At 55.3% G+C, this 22,708-nt stretch carries 20 protein-coding genes and 2 pseudogenes; 15 read left to right on the top strand and 7 right to left on the bottom strand.

Features of this window, described 5'->3' with window-relative positions; genetic code table 11:
* Positions 1-136: 136 nt before the first annotated feature.
* On the bottom strand, positions 137-1,480 hold the full coding sequence (locus ACR0C6_RS20460; RefSeq protein WP_480620917.1) for a metal-dependent hydrolase family protein: 1,344 nt from the start codon (positions 1,478-1,480) through the stop codon (positions 137-139).
* A gap of 392 nt (positions 1,481-1,872) precedes the next feature.
* Here ACR0C6_RS20460 and ACR0C6_RS20465 point away from each other — a divergent pair, with 392 nt between their 5' ends.
* The 8 genes and pseudogenes from ACR0C6_RS20465 to ACR0C6_RS20500 form a co-directional block, all read left to right on the top strand.
* Positions 1,873-3,267 carry an alpha/beta fold hydrolase gene (locus tag ACR0C6_RS20465; RefSeq protein ID WP_480620919.1) on the top strand — a complete coding sequence of 465 codons (1,395 nt, stop codon included), beginning with the start codon at positions 1,873-1,875 and terminating at the stop codon, positions 3,265-3,267.
* 335 nt (positions 3,268-3,602) lie between these two features.
* The gene (locus tag ACR0C6_RS20470; protein WP_171230194.1) at positions 3,603-4,490 is read left to right on the top strand and encodes a LysR family transcriptional regulator; all 888 of its coding nucleotides are present in this window, start codon (positions 3,603-3,605) and stop codon (positions 4,488-4,490) included.
* A 107-nt stretch (positions 4,491-4,597) separates the two neighbouring features.
* Positions 4,598-5,221 (top strand): NAD(P)H:quinone oxidoreductase, encoded by a 624-nt coding sequence (gene wrbA, locus ACR0C6_RS20475; RefSeq protein ID WP_171230195.1) that lies wholly within the window; start codon positions 4,598-4,600, stop codon positions 5,219-5,221.
* Positions 5,221-5,859 (top strand): DsbA family oxidoreductase, encoded by a 639-nt coding sequence (locus ACR0C6_RS20480; protein ID WP_480620921.1) that lies wholly within the window; start codon positions 5,221-5,223, stop codon positions 5,857-5,859. The genes wrbA and ACR0C6_RS20480 overlap by 1 nt, the downstream gene beginning before the upstream one ends.
* A gap of 187 nt (positions 5,860-6,046) precedes the next feature.
* The gene (locus ACR0C6_RS20485) at positions 6,047-6,946 is read left to right on the top strand and encodes an EamA family transporter (protein ID WP_171230197.1); all 900 of its coding nucleotides are present in this window, start codon (positions 6,047-6,049) and stop codon (positions 6,944-6,946) included.
* A gap of 101 nt (positions 6,947-7,047) precedes the next feature.
* Positions 7,048-7,122: pseudogene (locus ACR0C6_RS20490) on the top strand (hypothetical protein); the annotation flags it as partial.
* A 109-nt stretch (positions 7,123-7,231) separates the two neighbouring features.
* A complete protein-coding gene (locus ACR0C6_RS20495; protein WP_254444000.1) occupies positions 7,232-7,438 on the top strand; it encodes a hypothetical protein in 207 nt (68 codons plus the stop codon).
* 142 nt (positions 7,439-7,580) lie between these two features.
* A pseudogene (locus tag ACR0C6_RS20500) lies at positions 7,581-7,709 on the top strand (hypothetical protein); the annotation flags it as partial.
* Between the two features lie 204 nt (positions 7,710-7,913).
* Here the strand turns inward: ACR0C6_RS20500 and ACR0C6_RS20505 are convergent.
* From ACR0C6_RS20505 to ACR0C6_RS20525, 5 genes are all read right to left on the bottom strand, one after another.
* Positions 7,914-10,412: a hypothetical protein gene (locus ACR0C6_RS20505; protein WP_254444002.1), complete on the bottom strand. Its 2,499-nt coding sequence runs from the start codon at positions 10,410-10,412 to the stop codon at positions 7,914-7,916.
* A 284-nt stretch (positions 10,413-10,696) separates the two neighbouring features.
* On the bottom strand, positions 10,697-11,269 hold the full coding sequence (locus ACR0C6_RS20510) for a carboxymuconolactone decarboxylase family protein (protein WP_480620924.1): 573 nt from the start codon (positions 11,267-11,269) through the stop codon (positions 10,697-10,699).
* Between the two features lie 468 nt (positions 11,270-11,737).
* Positions 11,738-12,955, bottom strand: coding sequence for an HlyD family secretion protein (locus ACR0C6_RS20515; protein ID WP_480620925.1), 1,218 nt, complete (start codon positions 12,953-12,955; stop codon positions 11,738-11,740).
* Positions 12,952-13,332 (bottom strand): hypothetical protein, encoded by a 381-nt coding sequence (locus ACR0C6_RS20520; protein ID WP_171672825.1) that lies wholly within the window; start codon positions 13,330-13,332, stop codon positions 12,952-12,954. Before ACR0C6_RS20520 ends, ACR0C6_RS20515 begins: the two co-directional genes overlap by 4 nt.
* Positions 13,333-13,394: 62 nt before the next feature.
* Complete coding sequence (locus ACR0C6_RS20525) at positions 13,395-13,592, bottom strand: hypothetical protein (RefSeq protein WP_480620927.1); 198 nt, start codon at positions 13,590-13,592, stop codon at positions 13,395-13,397.
* 137 nt (positions 13,593-13,729) lie between these two features.
* Here ACR0C6_RS20525 and ACR0C6_RS20530 point away from each other — a divergent pair, with 137 nt between their 5' ends.
* The 7 genes from ACR0C6_RS20530 to ACR0C6_RS20560 all read left to right on the top strand — a co-directional run bounded on the left by ACR0C6_RS20530 (position 13,730) and on the right by ACR0C6_RS20560 (position 19,782).
* The gene (locus ACR0C6_RS20530; RefSeq protein WP_480620929.1) at positions 13,730-14,737 is read left to right on the top strand and encodes a helix-turn-helix domain-containing protein; all 1,008 of its coding nucleotides are present in this window, start codon (positions 13,730-13,732) and stop codon (positions 14,735-14,737) included.
* A gap of 143 nt (positions 14,738-14,880) precedes the next feature.
* Entirely contained in the window at positions 14,881-15,171 is a 291-nt protein-coding gene (locus ACR0C6_RS20535; protein ID WP_480620931.1) for a hypothetical protein, read from the top strand.
* A 404-nt stretch (positions 15,172-15,575) separates the two neighbouring features.
* Complete coding sequence (locus tag ACR0C6_RS20540) at positions 15,576-16,958, top strand: cytochrome ubiquinol oxidase subunit I (protein WP_480620933.1); 1,383 nt, start codon at positions 15,576-15,578, stop codon at positions 16,956-16,958.
* A complete protein-coding gene (gene cydB / locus ACR0C6_RS20545) occupies positions 16,958-17,959 on the top strand; it encodes a cytochrome d ubiquinol oxidase subunit II (RefSeq protein ID WP_480620935.1) in 1,002 nt (333 codons plus the stop codon). The genes ACR0C6_RS20540 and cydB overlap by 1 nt, the downstream gene beginning before the upstream one ends.
* A complete protein-coding gene (locus ACR0C6_RS20550; protein ID WP_480620937.1) occupies positions 17,956-18,057 on the top strand; it encodes a DUF2474 family protein in 102 nt (33 codons plus the stop codon). The genes cydB and ACR0C6_RS20550 overlap by 4 nt, the downstream gene beginning before the upstream one ends.
* Before the next feature lie 153 nt (positions 18,058-18,210).
* Positions 18,211-18,780 carry a hypothetical protein gene (locus tag ACR0C6_RS20555; RefSeq protein ID WP_480620939.1) on the top strand — a complete coding sequence of 190 codons (570 nt, stop codon included), beginning with the start codon at positions 18,211-18,213 and terminating at the stop codon, positions 18,778-18,780.
* Positions 18,781-19,071: 291 nt separating this feature from the next.
* The gene (locus tag ACR0C6_RS20560; RefSeq protein WP_480620940.1) at positions 19,072-19,782 is read left to right on the top strand and encodes a hypothetical protein; all 711 of its coding nucleotides are present in this window, start codon (positions 19,072-19,074) and stop codon (positions 19,780-19,782) included.
* A 310-nt stretch (positions 19,783-20,092) separates the two neighbouring features.
* On the opposite strand, the gene ACR0C6_RS20565 is transcribed toward ACR0C6_RS20560, so the two are convergent.
* Positions 20,093-22,465 (bottom strand): autotransporter family protein, encoded by a 2,373-nt coding sequence (locus tag ACR0C6_RS20565; protein WP_480620942.1) that lies wholly within the window; start codon positions 22,463-22,465, stop codon positions 20,093-20,095.
* Positions 22,466-22,708 lie beyond the last annotated feature (243 nt).

The raw sequence follows: 22,708 nt of genomic DNA on the forward strand, positions 1-22,708 counted from the left end.
CGGGGGCAACGTCTGCTTTGACGTCCCTCTGACTGCTTATGTGGGGAACCGGACTTTGGTTTGAACAGGACCATGGTCCGAGTAGCGGGACTTATCAGTCATTAGTCGCAATCGCTGTATGCAGCTAGCAAGTGGCTCAAGCCAGATTGTTCTTATGAACTTTGCCGTTCTTCATAATCACATCGAAATTGTCCGCAGAAGCCATGACCGTAAGGTCCGCAATCGGGTCTCCGTCCACGAGCAGAATATCGGCGTAGGCTCCGGGTTGGATGACACCGACTGGACCAGCCTGATAGGGATTTCGCGGGCCGGTCAGAGCCCAAAGCTGACCATTCAAACCTGTCGCCTGCCGCAGAATCTCGGCGTTTCTGAACCATGGCGTCCTGAGCTGCAATTCATCCAATTGCGTTGCTTTCGTTTGCCTCGATCCGACGAAGTCTGTTCCGAGTGCAATCTTGGCGCCAAACTCTCGCGCTAGTCGAAGCATAGCGTCGAGACCATCAAACGCCATCTGTTGGCGCTCTGCTTGGGCGGGCGTGAACCCTGCCGGAATGTCTGCCGCGAAAAAGCCAACCTGGGTTGAAAGCCAAACCCCTTTTTCCACGGCCAACTCCATCGACTCAGGCGTCATGAGGTTGCAATGTTCGATGCATTGATAACCTGCCTCAATGGCAGCCCGAACTGATGTGTCCATGTATGCGTGAGAGGTCGCGTAAGTGTTCCAACGTTTGGCCTCGTCTACTGCCGCTTCGAGTTCTGCCGGCGAATACTCGTTGATATCCAATGGGTCGTAGAGGCCGGTCACTGCGCCACCTGAAAAGACCTTGATGAAGTGCGCACCCTGCCGAAATTGCTCGCGTGCAGCCGCCAGAACTTCAGGAACTCCGTCTGCAAAAAGTGTGATCCCAAGTCGCTCGGCTTCCGTGAACGGCGGCCCGCCGAAAGCTCTCGGACGCACAGAACGCGGTCGAAGGTCGCCATGACCGGCGGTCATTGAGATCGCAGCGTTTGACGCCTGAATACGCGGGCCGGGGTGGAGGCCCTCGTCTATGGCGCGAGCCAAACCGAGAATGCCACCACCAGTATCGCGGACACTGGTAAAGCCACGCATCAGGGTGGCTTCACTTTCGCTCAATGCCAATGCAGCAATGTAATCTGGACGTGCTGTCAGGAAACCAGCTGGGTCCTGGTTCCACTGCAGGTGTACATGCATGTCGAGGAGCCCCGGCATCAGGGTCCGCCCATCCCCATCGATGCGCGGCACCTCTTGCGCGGCATCAGCAGCGGGTGAGACATCTTTGATCATTTCCCCTTCGACAAGGACGTTCGTGAGTTCGGTCAATTCATCGGACATCCCGTCATAAACACGCACGTTCGTGAAGAGTGTGGCATCTGGGGCTTGAGCACGAACTCGCGCCGGGACCAGCGCCAGCGCAGTGGTCGATGCGAGACCGGATAAAAATGCGCGTTTGGCGATCAAATCTTAACCCTCAAGATGACGAAGATGTTGTTGAAGGCTAACTCACGCGCGCGTGTAAAACCATCCGGTAAACCCGATGAAGAGGGTGACGTAAGGTATAGAGTTTTTAGGGCGTTGAACTGCAGGTCATTCTGCTTTACGAGAACGCCCGCTTCGGGCTCGATTTGGAAATTCGACACAATGCCGCGAGTGTCCACTCTACGGACAAACCCGCCGTTCCCTGAGAAAACGGATAGGCATACTTTTTGAATGATCGCTTCCACGGTCTTTGGTCAATTCGAGATCTTAGTTACCGATCATTCCACGGCACGTTTACAGGTATTAGGCAAGTTGCCGGTTCTAACAATCTATGAACGTGGTAGTGTTTTCGAGCCAACTTGCGGGAAGTAAACATGAGTCAACGCCGCCTTGCTGCAATCGTGTCTCTCGATGTCGTCGGCTTCAGTCGGATGATGCAGGGCGGCTCCAAGCTACTTCTCAAAACACTGAACACCTTGTACCGCGATTTGGTAACGCCGATCGTTGAACAAAAATCTGGCCGGGTGGTCAAACTGTTGGGCGACGGAGCATTGATTGAATTTCCGTCAGCAGGAAACGCTCTAGAAGCGGCAATTGCGATTCAAACCGAGTTAAGAGAGCCAGACCATCCCTATCTGGTTCCGGAACGTATCCAGCTTAGAGCGGGTTTGCATGTCGGCGACGTCACCGTCGATGGCGACGATATCTTCGGAGACGGCGTAAACATCGCTGCGCGGCTCCAATCGGCAGCTGAACCCGGGGGCATTCTGGCTTCAAAGGTACTTTGTGATCTTGCCGGAGCGGATTATGCCAAACGTTTGCGCCGAGAAGGGCTTCACACGTTCAAAGGCATTGAACAGCCGATCGAAGTTTTGTCGATCAACTTCACCGATGAACATGTGTCCAAATCGCGCGCTAACTTCGCGAAAAAACAGGAAATTCGTTATTGCAGAACTGACGACAACATTAGTCTGGCCTGGAGCTCAGTTGGGGACGGTCCTCCGGTTGTAAAGGCGCCAAGTTGGATTGGACACTTGGAACTTGACTGGCGCAATCCGGGGAAAGCTCCAATTTATACGTCCATCGCTCAACGGCATCGTTTGGTCCGTTTTGATGCCAGGCTCAACGGTCTATCCGACTGGGACGCCGAAACATGCACGTTCGAACGGTTCGTTGATGACTTGGAAACCGTTTTCGACGCAGCGGATATCAAGCGCGCCCCGATCCTTGCGATATCGCAGGGGTCAGCAGTGGCAGCCGCCTTCGCAGCTCGCCGACCTGACCGCGTGTCGGCAATCGTAATGATTGGTGGGTTCCCAATTGGTCGGGCAAAAAGAACGTCGCAAAAAGATGTGGAACGCGCCAACGCAATTAAGCAAATGATGACTGCTGGGTGGGACGATGATTATCCGTCTCTGCGTGATTTAATGGCGCAAATCATCGTGCCGGGCGCGAGCCAAGAAGAACGGCGGCAATATGCCGAAGATATGCGCAAAATGATTTCACCCGAAAACATGGGGCGGTATCGCAGCGTGATTGATAACATCGATATCTCACCGATATTGTCCAAGGTCGAGGTCCCATGCCTTGTTTGCCATGGGACCGGCGACAGGATGCAACCGGTCGAACAAGGACGATTGTTTGCAAAGGGGTTGCCCAACGCGAAATTCATCGCCTACGAAAGCTCGAACCATACCATCCCTGACAACGACCCGGAATGGCCACGTTTTGAGAGGGATGCCTTGGCTTTCTTGGCTGAACACAGCTGAATTATTGCTCCTAGTGCCTTCGGGTCTGGCGCTCTATCTCTCAAAACAAATGCTACAAGAATACTTCGCCAGAGTAATGGAACACAGAGTTGCGATAAATGCAGTCAGGCTATCCTACGCACAATACGCCGAAGGTGAGCCTGTGGTCTTTGTTCATGGTTCGAATGCGGATCATGGGATTGGCGGGTTTTGCAGATATGGTATCCTTTAAGAGGGAGGCGAATTGACAGCCGAGCAGTCTTGCGGCCTGTTCGCACGAGATCCGCATTCATGGTATTCCTCGACTTGATCGCACGCACAAGGCAGCGTTTCAGTTGGACTGGTCGAAAGCAACAATGGACAAGCTCTCTGTCATGAACGCCTTCCGCCGCATTGTCGAGCGAGGCAGCTTTGCGCGTGCAGCGGAGGATCTCGGGGTTTCTCCCGCTCTTCTAAGCCGCGAGATAAAGCTTTTGGAGGAGAGCCTTGGCACGGTATTGCTCACCCGCACAACGCGTTCAATGTCACTCACCGATGCTGGCCAACTCTTCTACGAGGAAGCATCAGGTATCCTTGATGCCGTGTCCCAGGTCGAGACGCGCATCCGTGACGGCGCCGGGGTGATACGCGGCCATCTCAAGGTGAACGCCTCCAGTTCCTTCGGTCAGACCGTCATTGCGCCGATCCTGCCGGGGTTTTTCGACGCCTATCCCGATCTGCGCCTAACGCTTTCGATGGATGACCGGGTGATCGACATGGTGGAGGGAGGTTTCGATGTGTCGATCCGGATCCGGGCGGCGATGCCGGATTCCGCGCTTGTGGCCCGCAAGCTGGGGACGATGCGGCAACAGGTCTTTGCCGCGCCGTCCTACTTGGACAGCGTCGGTGCTCCAGAAACGCCGCTGGACGTTGCCGATCACCGTGTCATCGGCTTTTTGCTGGCCGATCACCTCATCGCCTGGACCCTTCACGGTCCATCCGAAACGGTGACCGTGGACCTTGATCCGCCCATCCGCGTCGGCAACAGCCTTGTCTTGCGCGACCTGCTGATTGCCGGCCAGGGCATCGGCACCTTGCCGGATTTCGTGTCAAAGGATGCGGTCGCGCGCGGCGAGCTGGTCCGCGTACTGCCCGATTGGGAACTGCCAGCGCCTGAAATCTACGCATTGACGGCCTCGCGCCTCGGCATGGATGCGAAAGTGACGGCGTTTCTCGATCACTTGCGCGCCGCGCTGCGCCCCTGACATTCTTCAATCCACGTAAAGAGTGAATTGAGAGCGGTCCGGTTATTCCGGGCCGCCTCATTGCCGATCTTCTTAGGTGACGAAACCCGAAACACTGAGAGGATCCCATGACCCGCGTTCTTGTTCTCTACTATTCCAGCTATGGCCATGTCCGCGCGCTTGCCGAGGCCGAGGCCGAAGGCGCGCGCTCGGTGCCCGGCACCCATGTCGATCTGCGGCGCGTGCCCGAAACCATCCCCGAGAAGATCCGGCAGAAGGCCGGGTTCGCGGCCGACGAGACCCCGGTTGCGTCTCCCGCCGACCTGGAAAGCTACGACGCCATCATCTTCGGCACCCCGACGCTGTTCGGGATGATGGCCGGGCAGATGAAGTCTTTTCTCGACCAAGCGGGCGGCCTCTGGGCGCGGAACGCGCTGGTCGGCAAGGTCGCGGCCGTCTTCGCCTCCACCGGCTCGCAGCATGGCGGGCACGAGGCGACGCTGCTCTCGACCCAGATCCCGTTGCAGCATTTCGGAATGCTGATCGCGGGCATGCCCTATACCTTTGCTGGTCAGAAGGCGGGCGAGGAAATCGTAGGCGGCGCGCCCTATGGCGCGGGCACCATCGCCGGAGCCGACGGGTCGCGCACACCATCCGGGACCGATCTTGCCGGGGCGCGCTTCCAGGGCGCGCATGTCGCCCGGATCGCCGTGCGCCTTGCCGGGGCGGATTGGCAAGAGGAGGCCGCGTGATGCCGTCCCTTACAATAGATTTCTTTTACGACGTCGTCTGCTGCTGGTGCTTCAACATCTCGTCGCGGATGCGCGGGCTTGCGGAGGAGTTCGATTTCGATATCCGGCACCGGACCTTCGTCCTGCAGGCCAGCCGCGCCGAGATGGCCGCACGCTGGGGCGCACCCGAAGACGCCCGCGAGACTATCCTTGGCCACTGGGACGCCTGCCGCCAGGTCGGCGACCGGCCGGAGCTTGTCGATATCGACGCCATGCGGGCAGCGCCCTTCGACTATCCCCACGGTATGATCGCCGCCCTCGGCTGCAAGGCCGCCGAACGCATTGGCGGGCAAGCCGCACATTGGGACATGTTCGACTGCCTGCAACGAGCGCATCTGGGCGAAGCCCGCAATATTGCCGACCCCGAAACCGGGCTGGCAGTGGCACGAGATCTCGGGTTCGAGGCGACTGTCTTTGGCGATGCGTTCGACGATCCACACACGGCCCGGGTTGTCGAAGCCGATAGGCAACTGGCCCGCGCTCTTCAGGTCCACTTCATTCCCACGCTCATCGTGCGCGAAACAGGCGCGCGCCTCGTCAACGGACCGCGGGAAGACCTTGCCGCACAGCTCCGCGCCGCCCTCCGCCTTGTCGCCTGAAAGGAGACCCTTATGACCTCTTTCGCCCGTCTTTCGCGCGGCCGGACCCACCGCCGCAGGTTGTGCGAATTGGCTCAGGATCTCTCGCCGCACATGCGGCGCGATATCGGCCTTGATGCCTGCTCCAGACCACCCCGGCTGCCCCGTCACCTGCTCTGGTGAGTCCCGAACAAGGAGATACGAATCCATGTCACGCACCAGCGACATTCTTCTCACGGCGCTCGCCCCGGCGATCTGGGGCAGCACCTATATTGTCACCACCGAGGCGCTGCCGGTGGGCTATCCCGTGACCCTTGCCGCGCTACGCGCGCTGCCCGCCGGCCTGCTCCTGCTTGCCCTCACGCGCTGCCTGCCGCCACGCGCATGGCTTGGCCGCGCTTTCCTGCTCGGCAGCTTCAACTTCGCCCTGTTCTGGGTGCTTCTGTTCGTGGCCGCCTATCGGCTGCCGGGCGGGGTCGCGGCGACGCTCGGATCGCTGCAGGCGATGATGGTCATTCTCATGGCGCGCGGCTGGCTCGACACACCGATCCGGGCTGGCGCGGTCGCCGCGGCGGCAACCGGCATACTGGGCGTCGCACTGCTGTTGATCGGACCCGAGGCCGTACTCGATCCCATCGGTGTCGCCGCGGGTCTGGGCGGTGCCGCCTCCATGGCGGCGGGTACCGTGCTCAGTCGCAAGTGGCAGCCGCCCGTCTCGGCGCTGAGCTTCACTGCGTGGCAGCTGACCGCCGGGGGGCTTGTCCTGTTGCCGTTCGCACTGATCATCGAACCGCCCTTGCCACCGCTGACGGCAACGAACCTGGCCGGGCTGGTCTGGCTTGGCCTCATCGGCGCGGCAGCCACCTATGCGCTCTGGTTCCGGGGTGTCGCCCGGATCGAGCCCGGTGCCGTCGCCATGTTGGGCATGATGAGCCCCGTTACTGCGGTTTTCCTGGGCTGGGTGGTGCTTGGGCAGTCGCTCTCACCCCTGCAGGGCTTGGGCGCGGTCATCGTCCTTGCCTCCGTCTGGGCGGGGCAGCGCGCGAACCGGACCAGCGCCCGTGCTACATTCGCGCGGCACAGGCCGGTGCTTGCAAGAAATGTCTGACCAGGTTTCAATAAAGGACGGTCCCAATGCCCAAGCTTAACCTCACCCCCGATCTTGCGTGCGAGATACGGCTCGCCGGGCTGTTTTACCTCGCGATCATCATGAAGGGCCTTGGTGCCGAACTCGGCCTGCGCGCGCCCCTGATCGATCTCGGCGATGCCGGGGCCACGGGCGAGGCGATCCTAGCCGCGCCGGGGCGGTTCCGGCTGGCCATCGCCGCCGATCTCGTGATGGTGCATCAGCGGTGCCGCTCTGGCCATTCTGCTCTACCGGATCTTTCGCGCCATGGCGCCGGGCCTGGCGCTTTCGGCCATGGTCTTCCGGCTGATCCAGACCGTGTTGATCGCTGTCAGTCTCATGGGGCTCATGACCGGGTGGCTGGTTTTGGTCCGCGGCCGATGCGTCCGCGCTCGCCTTTCTTTTGCTGATAGTCTCCAAAGCCTGCCGCGGGTTGTATTTGGTTCTTCTGAAGAAATGGCGCATGCACCCTAAGCCAGATGAAGATTTATTCGTGATTTTCGTTGTTGGCATTGTCGTCCTGCTGCCGTTCATTGTGATAAATGAAACTGGTACATCTCAGCCATTGGACTACTCTTGGCAGGTTTAGGGATCGATCCTGTTCATTGATGTTGGCATGAGTGCTATCTACCTCCACCTGATAAATTTTGGTGCAAACGAAGTCGGTGCTTCGACAGCTTCTATATTTGCCTATCTCGTGCCGATATTCGTTGCGGTCGAAGCCGTGGTTGCAAAGGGCATGGACATTCAGACCTATCAAGGCGTTGGTGGTGCGTTGATTGTCAGTGGCGTTTTGATCGCAACCCGTTTGCACCATCGGCCAACGGCTGCGGACCATCCGCCTCATTGGTACATGCGTTGCCAGAGGCACGGGGCCTGGCGTCTTATCTGGCTGAACGATTCGAAAGAAGTGCTTTTGCGGCACCCGGCAGACCGAAAAGGGCCAAGCTCAATCCGGCAACCCAGCTTCCCGAAGATCTTCAACGAACCTGTCAATATCGCGTTGTTGCAGGTTTTCGAATGCCAGACGGACGCGGGAACAGGTCATATCGGGGCGTTTTTCTTGGCTCTGACGAATCATTCGTCTCGCGGCGCCTATGGCTTTCTGCCGAATCAGTATTGCCGCCAGTACATAGCGACCGAACGGATCAACCGATTTTCCCTCCAATGCTGTTCTCGCACAGCTTTCGGCGTGGCCAAAACTGTCGAGAACATAAAGGCAAAAGGCTTTAGCCAACAATTTCACCTTGAAATAAGGACCCGATGGCCCAAACCGGGTAGCGGTCTCGAAATGCGATAACGCGAGCTTTGCCTGCCCGTTTGCGAGATGCGCATACCCAAGAACCAAATGAGCGTTTGCCGCGCTTGGATTTAGACTGACCGCGAGCTGAGCCTCTGCAATCGCGGTATCGTGTTTGTTGAACTGAGTGTAGGCACGGGCAAGACTTGCGTGCGCAAAACTACTTTGTTCATCCAATGCCACGGCCCGCTCTGCGTGATATAGAGCGCGTTCCTTCGCCTCTTCCCGATCATCGACCTGGACGAAGAACAGTTTCCGAAGCTCGGCGTTCGCAACCACCGCGTGCGCAAGTGCATAGTCTGGCGCGATGTCGATAGTTCTGGTTAGAATATCCTTTGCCTTCTGTGTATCTTCATCTGTGAATTTGAAGAGATGCCATAGCGCTTTTTGAACCCTGTCCCAAACGTTGACCTCACCACGTTTCAACCGGGCTTGTTCGCGCAAGTCGAATCGTAACTCCCAATCTATGTGCCCGACAACGGCTGACGCGATCTCCTCCTGCAAGGAAAAGACATCTTCTGTCTTGTGATCCAGGCGATCAGCCCAAAGATCATGCCCGGTTGATGTATCTACCAGATGGGCAGTCACGCGAACGCGCTGATCGTCATAACGCACGGAACCCTCTACCAAATAGTGGGCCCCGAGACGTTGTGCGATCTCTTCTCCAACCAAAGAAGCATCCTTGAGGAGCTGGGTGGAGGTTGGTGAGACGACTGACAGCCAATCCACTTTGGCAAGTTCGGTTACAAGTTCATGGTTGATGCCAGCCACAAACCCGTTGGTGTCGCTTTGCCCACTAAGGCAGTCGAAAGGTAGCACTGCGATTACTGGTTTTTGCGGCGCTGGAAGCTGAGTGATCATCTGATCAAACAGACGGTCTTTTTCGGGTGGAGGCTCGGTTATTGGTGCAAGCGTTTCGGCCTTAGATTGAGAATCAGACATAGCTCCCCGTGTCGCTGGAAAACGGAACACTGGACCGTGTCTGGGCCATTCAACATTGTTGAGTGTCATGTAGTCTTTGAGATTGTGAGCTGCATACAAGAATGCGTGGCTGCGTGCGCCGACGTTGAGGTTCTTGTGTGCAAAATTCAGGCCCACGGCGACACGGGCCAGCAAGTATTGGCTTTCCATAAAGCTTAGCCGATGGCTTTCGTGGCGCTCGACCCAACTCATAGCGCCTCGCCGAAGAGTTCTGACGAACTCGACGAGGCCGACGTCATCCTGCCAAAGCCCCAATGTGTGGTGTTTCGAATGAAAGAGGCCTAAGTCATCTAGGATGGCATCCCATTGGGCAGGTATGCAGTTTCCGCGCCGCGCCAGAAGGTACGCCATCTCGAAATACGCATGATCGTAAAACAAGAATTGCTTGTCTTCGTACAAGGCCAAATCGATCAGAAAATAATCAGGATCGCGGGACTGGTGCGATCGAACCAGTACATTGTAGCCATGGAGGTCCCCATGCACCCGTCCCTTTGCCGCTCTTACGCTCAACCGGCCCGGCAGGTTCTTTTCACAGGCAAAGGCCAGCGGGTTTGGGTACCAATGCCCTTCAAACATAAGACAACGCTCGTGCGGGTCATGTCCGCAAACATCCAAAAGAAAGTGATGTAGCCGGCCTGGCTCAGGATCCAACCTGTAGCCGAGCCATCCAGCAAGCAGATCCTGAGGCGAGTGCAAGCCAGGCGCCATCTTGTAATCGATATTCCAGTCATCAAGCAGGCTTCTCGACAGCCGCTCTAGAACGTTCAAGGCCGGCTCATAGCCGCAATCGTTCCAGGGAAGTGAGTATTCAAGTCCTTGCGCCACAACGGTGGAAAGGATCGCAATCTTACCCTCGTGTTCCAAAGAGTGGACGACGCGCGCCAGGTGCTTTGATCCAAACGCGGGAACCGCTTCAAACGCTTCCAGATGCCTTTGGTTTTCGGCCTTTTCATTCCATTCCGGATCGGGCAGGGCGTCGAACTTAAGAATGGCCTGGCCGCTGAACGTGTCGCATGTAATGTCGACAATATAAACTAGAGCTCCGGACTTACCGGCACTTAGCTGCCGGTGAAAATAAATCTCATCCTTTACCAACCAGCGGTCAGTTATCAGCGGCAGAAGCTCAATGTACGCTTCAGGCCATCCGAGATCATCGATGGCGTGCATTAACGACACTCCGCAGATAGGCGATTTCAAGTAATCTCGTTGTTTCAGCGTCAAATTTAAGCAACTCGCTCCCCTTACAAAGACCACAAGTCTCCAAACCTTATCAGAAAATGGGCTATCTACGAAAAGCAGACGGATCATTGAGGCTTGAACATGGATCTACCAAAATAACTGAAGGTGCCGACTGGTATCGACGAATGATTTAACCCCGAGAGCGAAGGACGCATCTGCCGTTTTATCGGACCAGCTTTTTGTCGTCGTTTGAAAGTTCAAACAACATCAATTCAACGGATGTCGAGGCCGTTCTCGCGTCCAAAATCGGTATAGAAGCTGTCACTACGGCATCGGCTTAGAGTGGCCTCGTCCGCATCTCTTGGATCGGTGCCAGGGCTTTGAACACCTGTTCCTTCTATGAAGCGGTTCACGAGATTAAAGACACCACAGACCTGGATAGCATCGAACAGCGCGCTCTCTGACCAGCCTGCCGCGTAGACCGCATTTGCGTCGGCTTCTGTCATTCGTGATGGCGAGACAGTGAGCTTTTCAATGTACGCCAGCAACGGTTTGAGATGATCCTCAACCGGTGCCGTATTGCGGTGTGCCATCAGCGCCTCGATTGTCTCGACCGCGATGCCATAGGCTTTGGCGAAAACGATGTGCGCCCCATGGCAATACGCACAAGCATTCAAGCCCGAAACATAGGCTGCAATTAATTCACGTTCCGCAACCGAGAGGTCGCTTTCACCCCTCATCACAAGGCTTTCGTATGCACAAAGCGGAGAAAGTTTGTCTGGAAAGGCTTGATAGACACTTCCAAGTGTCGCGTCCTCCGGCAGAGATGGAAAAAGACGTTTCATTCAGTTTTCTTTCAATCTTGCTATGGATAGCTTGGCCTCAAAGTGAGGAAGCAACGATGTGTACGCTACCTTAAAGCAATTCCGGGTTCCGCACAGAGATTCCGCTGGAATACTGCGAACGGCAGGTTTGCCTGACGACACCCCAGGACGTTCGTCGTTTGGAGAAGGGAGATTTCGTTTGAGCCGCTCTCGTAAGTCTGCAATGTCCGGCTTGATCCCAATCCGGAGCTTCAAATCCAAGCGTGGCGATTTCTGTGTTACGGACAATGCTGACATTCAGGGCCACCGCATTTAGTCGCCATTCCCTTGTAAAAGACTGCCTGAGCGGCCCTTCCAACCGCTCGCCGCATAACAGAAAGCCGTGAAAGAAAGCGCATTTTTTGGCATGCGATCTGTCCGAAAGTAGTAAACACGGCCCCCAACTTTCATCGGGAGCCGTGTTTTCTGAATAGGAGGGTCTTTGGAAAATCAGGCGTGTCCACCACCGATCAAGCCGATACCCGAAGTCAGACCGAACCAAGCTTTGACCCGCAGACCAACCGCCTTGATGATACCCATAGCTTGGATCCCGTGGGCAATAAGTGTTCCTTCCATGTCACCTTCAAGATTGGTGGTGTAGGATTGGACGATGCAACCACTACCTGGCACCAAAAGTTCGCGGTGCTCTGGGTGCACCAGATCCAGATGCACAACGATCTGACCCCGTTTCGCCTTTTCACTGGGCTCAATCAGGCGACCGCTGGGCGCAAGCTGACCAGAAGAAATCTGCTCCTGAATACGAACGATCCTTGCAGGAAGAACGGTATTGCGCATAGAGATGTTGAAGTTGCTTTCGCACGCCACCTCTGCGGCCATACCTTCGTACAATTCAGTGCGAGAAACCTGCGAGAAACCAGCGACGATACGCCCTTTCTCTGCATCTTTCCGATCCGGTACAATCAGCATTGCGGGGCTCATTGCGGCTTGCGCTGCGCGCGATCCGACATTCAGGGTGACTTGTTCAACTACACCATCGACAGAGCTAAGCGTCAGGGTCTTTGAGAGCTCCACCTTAGCCTGCCGCAACGATGCACGCGCCGATGCAAGTTGGGCGGGCAGAACAGCCGTTGCCTGAACTTGTGCCACACCAAGTTGCGTTTCCGCAGCCTCAACCTCTGCTTCCCGAGTACTCAAGGTAGCTTGGGCGCGCTCCAGCTGGCTCACTTGAAATGCTGCAGAGCCCTTTGCTTGAAGTGCCTCGTGATCCATCAGCACCAGCTCAGCCTGTTCTCTAGCGGTAACTGCGGCATCCACCACGGCCTGAGCAGTTTGGACCTGCAATTCAGCTGCCAGTTTCGCGCTTTCTATCTCCTCAACTTTACGGGTTGCAAAATCTACTGCAGCTTGTTCCGACGCATTCTCGACTGCAAACAGCGGATCGCCTGGTTCTACACGATCACCGCCCTTTACGTAGATATCTGTTACTGTTCCACCGTTCTCGGCAACGACTGGAACAGTTCTGAATGGCACAATACCTGTGTAGGATTTTGGGTAGTAGTAGAACACGGCAAAGAACACAATCAGTGCCAGGACGAACCACATGAAGAGCGCTCGGTGAACGTTGTACAAGGTGACCGGTAGCCCGCGCCATTTCAGATAGATCACGCGCAGGACGAACGGAAAAGATGTGACGAGAAGCTCAATCATTTTACCATCTCCTCTTTCGATGGACGCCACCACAACATGAAGTCGCGAGCGATTGCGGTCAGGATTAGCGCGCCTGGTAGCAGGTTGCTGAAATGGCTGAGTGCAGGCATCAGCTCATACGCCAAAGCTACTGTAAGCATCGTCGGGATAGTGGTACGCAGCGGAGTGCCGATTGATTTGTGCTCGGTATAGCGTTCAAAGCGCGCATACAGATGTACGACCAGCAGGATTGCAAGGGCCAGAACGACCAAGCCGACCCATGCATACGTGTCGGTTTGATTGGGCGCGACCCACCATCTGGGATCGCCGCCAGCGGCAAAGGCCGGAGTAGAAATGACGCCAACTATGGGCGCCATCAGGAACGCGGGTGGTTTCATGTTTCAGGTCCTTTTGTTGTGCAGCCACGCTGCGCATGCAGATTTTCAGTGTTTGGAGAACGTCAATTCTCGGAGGGTTGTTGTGCGGTTTCTGAGGGTTGTTCCGGCAGGGTGTAGGGAGGGTCCCAGCGACGCCCGTTCGGTGTTTTTTCACCAAGCCCCGAAGTATGCAGACCTTGGATGTTTCCCCCGGACCACTCTTGTTTGGCGGAGTTTTGGATTGCCTTCAGTACGCGGTAGTATCTTGCGAAGTAGATCATGGTCGTTTCCTTTCTGATGACCCGGACCTAACCGTCATCGCATCCGCGATCCTGAGGGTTCTGGACATTTGTTATTGGCTTCTGGACAATTGCAGTGACTGCAGGGGGTTGCGTGCAAGTCAGGGGAGGACGCAAAGGTGCCACGCATCAGCGCTTATAGACTGCAAAATGTAGGGCTGCGTTATTCGCAAGAACCCGGCGCGCAGGTTCCGTTTCCTGAAGTCCTGGAAATGGCGGGGGCACCCTCTGATATCGTCGACAGCCCCGACGCCACTGTCGAGCTACTACATGAAGCAGGCGCTGTGGAAACCGCCTGTCGTATTTTGGAAGACAAGACCTTCGCCGCTCGGGTCGGGCTTTCGGCGCAAGGTCCCGGAACACTTTTGGCCTACATCGTGCGGGCAGCCGAAACGGTGGAAGACGCGCTGGTATTGACGCAGCGCTTTTATGCAATGCAAGACCCTGACTTGCGTCTTGACGTGGTCGGGGCGCCCGACGAGCCAAAGATAACTCTGGAGAGCAGTGTTATCCCGGCGCATCAATATCCTCGTCATCGCGAAATGCTGATTTTCGGTCTTTACAAGCGAGTGCAACAAATCACCTCTGGCGGTCTTGCCCCGATCTCTATCGAGTTGGAAACGGACGATACCGAACACTGCCGGCTGCTAGCCGAATTGGCGGGATGCGAAGTGGTAGGCTTCAAGTCCGGATATGCCTTGGCTCTGCCCCCAAACGGCATGAGTTTTCGGATACCAACGGCAGATCCCACCTTGTTGGGGCATTTACGAAGGCACGGAGAAGAGCAACTGAAGGCTCAGCCTGACGCAGTACGAAGCCTGTCCGACCGTATTGTGGGCATGCTCGGGGAGCGTCTTCCCGGACCGATACCGAACGGCGACGATATAGCTGGAGAGCTTGGACTGACGCGGCGCACTATGACCCGGCACCTGTCGGCCGAGGGAACAAGCTTCAAAGCACTCTTAGAAGGAGTTTTGTGTGACTTGTCCAAGCGGATGCTGCGTAGTGGAGAGGGTGTTGCCCGGGTTGCCTTCATGCTTGGATTTGCGGATCAGGCCGCCTTTTCGGTGGCGTTCAAGCGCTGGACTGGTGAAACACCTGCCAGATTCCGTAAAGCTGGCCGCTAGAGGGACTGGCGTCAGGGGGCGAAAGTTGTCCAAGATCCACAAAACCTTGTCCCGTCTCCAAAAGAAAGCGGACCATCGGGTCACCTAGTTCAATGGCACACAGCAGCCGCGGTGGTTGCTGACCCATAACAAGGATGAACCCTATGAAGACCTCGAAAAAATTCTTTGTCGCACCGATCTCAGGCGCCCTTCTGATCACCATGGCTGCTACGGCTCATGCTGACTACGTCACCGACAAAGCGATCAAAGGCGCGGTTGTCGGCGCCACTATCGCTGGAATCGCTGGCGAAAGCATCGTAGGTGGCGCGGCCGCTGGTGCCGCAGTTGGCGCCGTGGGTGGTGCGATCCAGAAGGACAACTTCGAAGACGCGCAGGACGAAGCCCAAGAGCGCCGCGACGACTTCAAGGAAGAACACAAAGACTGGAACGACTAAAGCTCGACCGCCAACGAAACAGAAAAGGAGAAACACAGCCGAACAAACCTGACCGGTCAGCATGCGCTATTAGCATCCAGACGCAGTTTGACTGACCATCCCGCGCAGAACTCGCACAGTTTCTGATAGGTTGCCATCCAGCTCACAAACGAGCCGGGTGGCAACTTTGTTTTGAGCCCTCGAACGCAATTGTTTCCTGAAGGCGCGGTTTCAACTTTCAGCCTCAGTCCCAGCCAATGGGAACTGGGTTTTGTCCAAAACCCAAAAACAACCGTCCAGAACCCAAACGAACTGGAACCGGCACCAACCTAAATCCGGCTCATCTGAATGACATCGACGAGCTGGCAGCCGAGGTACTTCTGTTCACTGCCGCACTTTGCAACCCAATGCCAAAGGAAACGGCAATGAACTTATTCGCAAACTTTGACGCAGAGACCCTGGCACGCATCCAGTTTGCCTTTACTGTGTCGTTTCACATCATCTTCCCGGCCTTTTCCATCGGCTTGGCGAGCTTCTTGGCCGTCCTCAATGGCCTCTGGTTGTGGCGCAAGGACAAGGTTTACCTCAACCTGTTCAACTACTGGAAAAAGATCTTCGCCGTAGGCTTTGCCATGGGCGTCGTGTCCGGCATCGTGATGTCTTACCAGTTCGGCACGAACTGGAGCGTATTCTCGGACACCGCGGGCCCTGTGATTGGTCCCTTGATGGCCTACGAGGTCATGACCGCATTCTTTCTTGAGGCAGGGTTCCTCGGCATCATGCTCTTTGGTCGCGAACGCGTCGGTCCCGGCTTGCACATGATGGCCACGGCGATGGTCGCTCTTGGCACTCTGATATCGGCTACGTGGATTTTGTCGGTCAATTCTTGGATGCAAACCCCGGCTGGGTTCGACATCAACGAGCTGGGGCAAATCATTCCCGTCAACTGGTGGGCGATCGTCTTCAATCCGTCCTTCCCCTACCGCCTGATCCACATGGTTCTTGCCGCTTACCTCACTACTGCTTTCGTGGTGGCCGGGGTTGCGGCCTGGCACTTGCTACGCCGCAATCGCACGGTTGAGGTCACCCGAATGTTCTCGATGGCAATGTGGATGGCCGTTTTGGTCACCCCTCTGCAGATCGTTGCCGGCGACATTCATGGTTTGAACACACTGGAGCATCAGCCGCAGAAAGTGATGGCGATGGAAGGTCACTTTGACAGCCATCCCGAAGGTGCACCGCTGATCCTGTTTGGCATTCCAAACGAGGATGAAAAACGCGTGGACTATGCCATCGCAGTTCCGAAACTCTCGTCGTTGATCCTGAAACATGACCTGAACGCGCCGCTTGACGGGCTGGACACTATTCCTGACGACGAAGAACCCCCGGTCGCGATCGTCTTTTACAGCTTCCGCATCATGCTCGCTATTGGCTTTGCCATGTTGGGTGTCGGTATGTGGTCGCTTGTTCAGCGAGTTAGAGGCCGCCTCAACGAAGATCGCTGGTTGCACCGCACATCCGTCTTGTTGGCGCCCAGCGGGTTTGTGGCGGTACTGGCAGGTTGGATCACCACCGAAGTGGGGCGCCAGCCGTACACGGTGTATGGGCTGATGCGGACATCGGACTCACTCTCACAGGTGGATGCGCCAGCTGTCGCAGCGTCTTTGGTAGCCTTCATCGTAGTGTATTTCACTGTGTTCGGAGCGGGCACGTTCTACATGCTACGCCTCATGGGGAAACCACCTGTCGAAGGTTTCCAGCAACGTCACAAACCCCTTGAAATCTCTATTTTGGCGGAGGCAGCGTAATGCTTGAACTCTCGACAATTTGGGCGGGCATAATTGCTTTTGCCGTTCTGACCTATGTGATCCTGGACGGGTTCGATCTAGGAATTGGGATCCTCTTTCCATTCGCAAAAACCGACAAAGATCGCGATGTCATGATGAACTCGGTCACTCCAGTATGGGACGGGAACGAGACCTGGCTGGTCATGGGAGGCGGAGGTTTGTTTGCCGTTTTCCCGCTTGCTTATTCCGTGGTGATGCCCGCGATCTATATGCCCGTTATCGTCATGCTTCTTGCGCTTGTTTTCCGCGGCGTCGCCTTCGAATACCGGTGGCGAACGGAACGCGGACGCTGGCTATGGGATGTTGCGTTTCACGGTGGGTCAACCGTAGCCGCCCTCTGCCAAGGCATCGCGCTTGGCGTGCTGGTCCAGGGCATCCCGGTCGAAGATCGGCTGTACGCAGGTGGACGTTGGGATTGGTTGACGCCGTTCTCTGTCATGACGGGTGTGGCCTTGGTGATCGGGTACGCATTGCTGGGAGCAACCTGGCTCAACATGAAAACCAAGGGTGAGATACAGCACCAGATGCGTTCCTATGCACGTCCACTGATGCTCATGATGCTTGGGTTGATTGGCCTCGTCAGTCTTTTGACCCCGTTCCAAGATCCGATTTATCTGATCAGATGGTTTTCGTGGCCCGGTGTCGTTTTCTCTGTGTGTGTGCCGGCTGTTGTTGCTCTCCTTGCTTGGATGCTTCATCGCGGCCTGAAGACACAGCGCGACTATCAGCCTTTCTTCTGCGCCATTGCGTTGTTCGTCGTGTGCTTCATTGGCATCGGGATCAGTTTCTACCCCTATATGCTACCCCCAAGCCTCACGATTGCTGAAGCAGCAGCACCGGACAGCAGTTTGGCTTTCGCACTGGTCGGAGCCGTTATTCTACTGCCTGTAGTACTGGCTTACACCGCCTACACGTACTGGGTTTTCCGCGGGAAGATCGATCCAGAGGAGAGCTACCATTGAAACTGCTAAAGCAAGTTTTCTGGTTCGGCACGATCTGGTTCGGCAGCGTCTTGTGCCTTGCCGCTGTCGCTTACTTGATCAGGTTGTTCATCATCTGAAATGGCAAGGATACCAATGCTCGCGCGTCGGCATGTCCAGCTCGCGCAAACATTTGTCCAAGCGTCGAAAGAAACCCCGTTCCAGCTTACCAGATTCCCAATAACACGCGGCTTTCTGGGTCGTCTCAAATTTAACAATTCAAAGGGGCTGTGATGCTCTCTCGTCCAAAATCAATGTCCGTGCAGTGGGATCAGATCGATCCGGCTCTGCCCACTCCACCTAAGCAAAAAAACCGGAGCGACAAACGCTCGTCAGGCAAGTTGCCAAAATTGTTCACCGGGCACCTTGCCGCAGGGCTTGCGACCTTCGTTCTGTTGCCCTTCACCTCGGCCGTTACAGGCACTGTCACGAAAGATCTCTCCCCTATTGTGGACATGTCGCTTGTCCTGCTCTTTGCACTTGTCGTTTTTGCTTCCGCAGCCGCAATAGTACTGAAAGGGTCAACACTGCGAGCCGTCTTCGGGCGAGGATTGGCCACTCTCGGTACAGCGCTTATCATTTCGCCCATAGGGCTCTCGGTCCTGTTCGCATTATACCTGCAAGACTGGTTATCGATCGTAGTAGACACGTCGATCGAGCAGGCGGGAAAAACAGCGATATCCCTGTTTGGTGGTATCTTCGTTGCCAATGCCCTCGCAATGGGATTGGCGTTCGGATGTTTGTCTCTGCTACTTGGAATCAGGCTAATGCAAAATCGTCCAAAACCACTCGTTTCACCTTAGGCGAGTGAACTTCCGCTTTGGGCTCAAAGCAGTCGTTCGCTGCGTTCCGTCTGAATGACCGCTCTGCGGGACCAAGCCGACGTTTACGGCGGCGCTCTATCAAACTGAAAGTGATTGAAAAACGATTCTCTTTAGAAGCCGGATAAAATGACTCCGACCACAACCAATAGCCGCCGCAACCACATCCGCAACCGACGATCTGCTGGCAATGGCGGATGCGGGCTATCCACGTTTCTGCCCAACTCAGGACACATAGACATGGGAACGAGGAGAAAATGCGGGGGTATGAATATGAATACGGCACAATTCAAGAGACTGACAATTGTACTGGCGTTTCCGCTGTTTCTGTGCGGTGTCGCTTTCTACCACACAGTCCTGCCGTCTTCCGGTTTTACTTTCATGATCTGCTCTCCAGATGGGTCGTGCCGCGAGATGCGCTACATGGAGCGTGAAAGAGTCGAAAGCGACCGCAAACACTACCTAGACATCTGGTTTTTCGAACAGAAAGCGCCGGTGGACTTCTACATGGAACCCATCAGCACCGAGGGCAGAATCATCTCCACCACCCCCTTGTTCGGCGTCGACACCGACTTTGAATTTGAAGACCGCATGGCACAACGCCTTCTCGGTCAGGACGCAGCCTTTCTCTTGGGCGGCAACAGGGATGCCCTTTCATCCATTCACGGGCAGGACATCTATCTTCGGTGCAACAACATGTCTTTCGAGCAAGGAGCTGAGGTGATCTCCGCGCGTTGCAGCGGTGACGGGTGGCAAAAGATCGTTCATTTCACGCCGGTCAGCGATCAGACGACTTTCTTTACGAACCTGTATGCGAACATAAAAGCCACCACTCGAGCCAAACAGGCCACTGAAATGGCCATTCAAGTCGCAACTTATTTCAGCGTCTTGCTAATTTACGGCCTACTCTCGGCGGTCACTGCCGCCGCGATTCTCGGCTATAGATACGCGCGGCACGGCGTAGTTTTTCAAGACCTGCCGTGACAGAACACACTCTTGCAGTATGACGGTTAGCCGGCCAACTCGGACGTCCGTATCCCATAGTTCGCTGCGCTTTGAATTAACGTCCGCTTTTCTTTCTGCGGCGCAGCCACGGGCCTTTATGAAAGGTCTGCTGCGTCCGCGAAGGACTGTATGACAGCACTTCCGCTTCGGGCTCGAAGCAACCGTGCGCCCAAATTCGTTGAATGCCTACTTTTGGACAAAGCGGACGTCCAACGGGCTCGTTTGTGAAGGCCCAACAACGATTGTCGGTGTGTGTGATCCCTAATTTTGAAACAACCGTACTGCCAATTCAGAACCGAACACTTAAGTTTGCACCGAGGCCGTGTTCTTGGCCATTGGAGCGAACCGAATAGCCATATCCAGCCGTTAGTCTGGCCAGCTCAGATAATTGATAGCCCAGTCCTAGCCCAAGAACGAAGCCGTTTGCTCCTCGGTTTTGTCCGACTTGTGTAAATGTTCCGAATATGGGGCTTGTAACTGTGATTTCGTGCTCACTGTCTTTGTTGGCAAAGAAGTCATACTCGTAACGAGCAAAGGCAATTGGGGTTAGCACACCATTCTCTGTCAAGAAGTCCCGTTGGTAGTCAACTCCAATGGAAGCGACCAGAGACTCCGCGTTCGCTTTTCCAATCGAGTAATTGAAATCACCACCGCCAGTCTCTGTGCCTGAACCTTGTTGGATACGCCCGTAGTTCAATCCAAAAACCGTAGAAACCCTTCCACCGTTGTCCATGTTAAACAGCTTCCGGGCCTGGACGCCGGCATGAATTCCCTCTTGGTCCAAATCCGATTTTGCCTCGCCTCCCGTAAAGCCATCAACAGAAGGGTTATTCCGTTTGGCGTCAGTTTCACCGAACATGTAACCGATCAGCCCGGAAAACTCCCACGTTCCTGTTGTTGTACGCCCATAGACGCCCACGTGATAGCTATCGGTCGAAAAGTCCTGATCGACTTGATCGTGCTCATCCATGGAGGATGTCCCAAAGCCTGCGTACACTCCGACCACACCTCTATCGGTACTTGCGACATCCGCTCCGACCAAAATAGTGCCGAGCGAATAGTCGAATGTCCCGAGGCCGTTACTTCCATCAACGTCCCCGCTCACATATGCCGTGTCGATCCACCAGCGCCGATCAGAGCAGTCGATTGCGCCACTAGGGCTGCGGACCGTGTCGATGCCACCTGATGCAACGGGTTGATCTTCATTGCTGAAGCCGACCGCTTGATACTTGCGGCAGTCAGCGTGGCTCAGCACTGTGTTGGTTATCAGGTCTAGTTGTTCAAGCCCAACGGTCAGGTTGGATGAATAGGGTTCGGCGTGCACACGATTAAACCCAGCCAACCCTGAATTGGTAAGCGTGTTAACGGCATTGCCCAAGGTTGAGCCGTTGGACAGACTGGTTCCGGGTGACATGATTGTGGTGTTGGCCACCGCACCAGCGAGATTGCTGGCATTTGGCGAATTGGTAACTGCGGGGTTCTGGGGTAAGCTTGAGACAGGTTGAGCGGTGAATGCGATATCAATCTGACCATCTGTAGTCGGCGTGTTTGAGATACTCAGACTGGAAAGAGCAGGCAGCGATCCCCCAGCGACAAGAGTCGGGGAGTTTCCATCAAAACTCGAAGCTTGAAAAACCGTGTAGTCGTTGCCAGCAACATAGTCCTGCGCAGTCAGGCCGGGACGAGCGGCTTCGACTTGTATGGTAGCGCTGTTAATCCCTGTTACCGGCCCGCTGGATGAAACCAAGTCAGCCTTCTGTCCGGCCGTCGGATCGACTTCACTTAAGAGCCTTGACCCGGTTTCGAAGGCGATTCCGCCACTATTGTCGAGTGTACCAATTGAAAAGCCCGGCGAAAGCACCCCCCCGTTCTTAACCTTGAAGTTGAATGCGTTAACGGTTCCCGTTCCGGCCAACGTGCCAAAATTCTCAAAGTTTACGGTGTTTAAACTGCTTGTCGCATCAAGCCGAACAGTCGTGCCAGCCGCTATTGTCATGTCACTGGTTGAAGAAATCGAACTACTCGTCAGTGTGAAATCAGAAGCCTCAGTAACCCGGGTCTGGATATAGTAGGCTCCGAAAACCACTTCGGTGGCCCCCATAACAGTCAAATTGTCGTAGGTTAACGGTCGGTCTGACTGGAAGTAAACTTCAGTGGGGTCAATATTCGCGCCGTTGAATGGAGCGAACGTCATTGATCTGCCAGAACCAATCGAAGTTCCAATCAGGTTCACCCTGAGCTTCCCGTTGATGTTTGTTGCTAAGGCTCTCCGGGAAACAAAGTCTCCGCTACCCGCCGCGACATCAACGTTCAGAAGAGTTAATACTGAAGCATTACTTGGAACAGTATTTTGGCCAGGAACATACAGTTCGATTTCACCAGTGGACGTGATTGAGGAGTTTCCAATTGTAAGTCCAGTAATGGGTCCGTTTGGAATCGGTAGGCACGTACGTTCCGTAGTTGAAATTGTTTGATTAACGCGAGTGCTCTGAGATCCTGATGAATACTCAATTCGAGGAGAACCCAATTCTACGCAACCCTGTGCGGTTTGGGCTTGTGCGTGGTCCACCACCAACACATAAACCAAGACTCCCAGCGTTAACTTAATGAAAACTGGGCACTGAGCATATAGTGCAGCAAGTGCCGGGCCTTTTGTTTCCATCAGCTTCCTCCTCTTACTCCATAAGCGAGAGTACACCCACTTGTGATACACGGTAAGATTTTTGGAGTGCTCAAGAAAAGTAAAACGATTGACTGCGTTATATATATCCCGACATCAGAACATAGTAAGAACATCTATTTCTTTGCAGAAGCTTCTCCCTTATGATTTCGATAAAATCTGGAGAAGCAAATGGGCGGTATTGGAAGTGGTAGGCACTGGCATTGGGGAGCAAAGAACACGACT

It is taken from the genome of Ruegeria sp. AL12 (genome assembly GCF_056540885.1).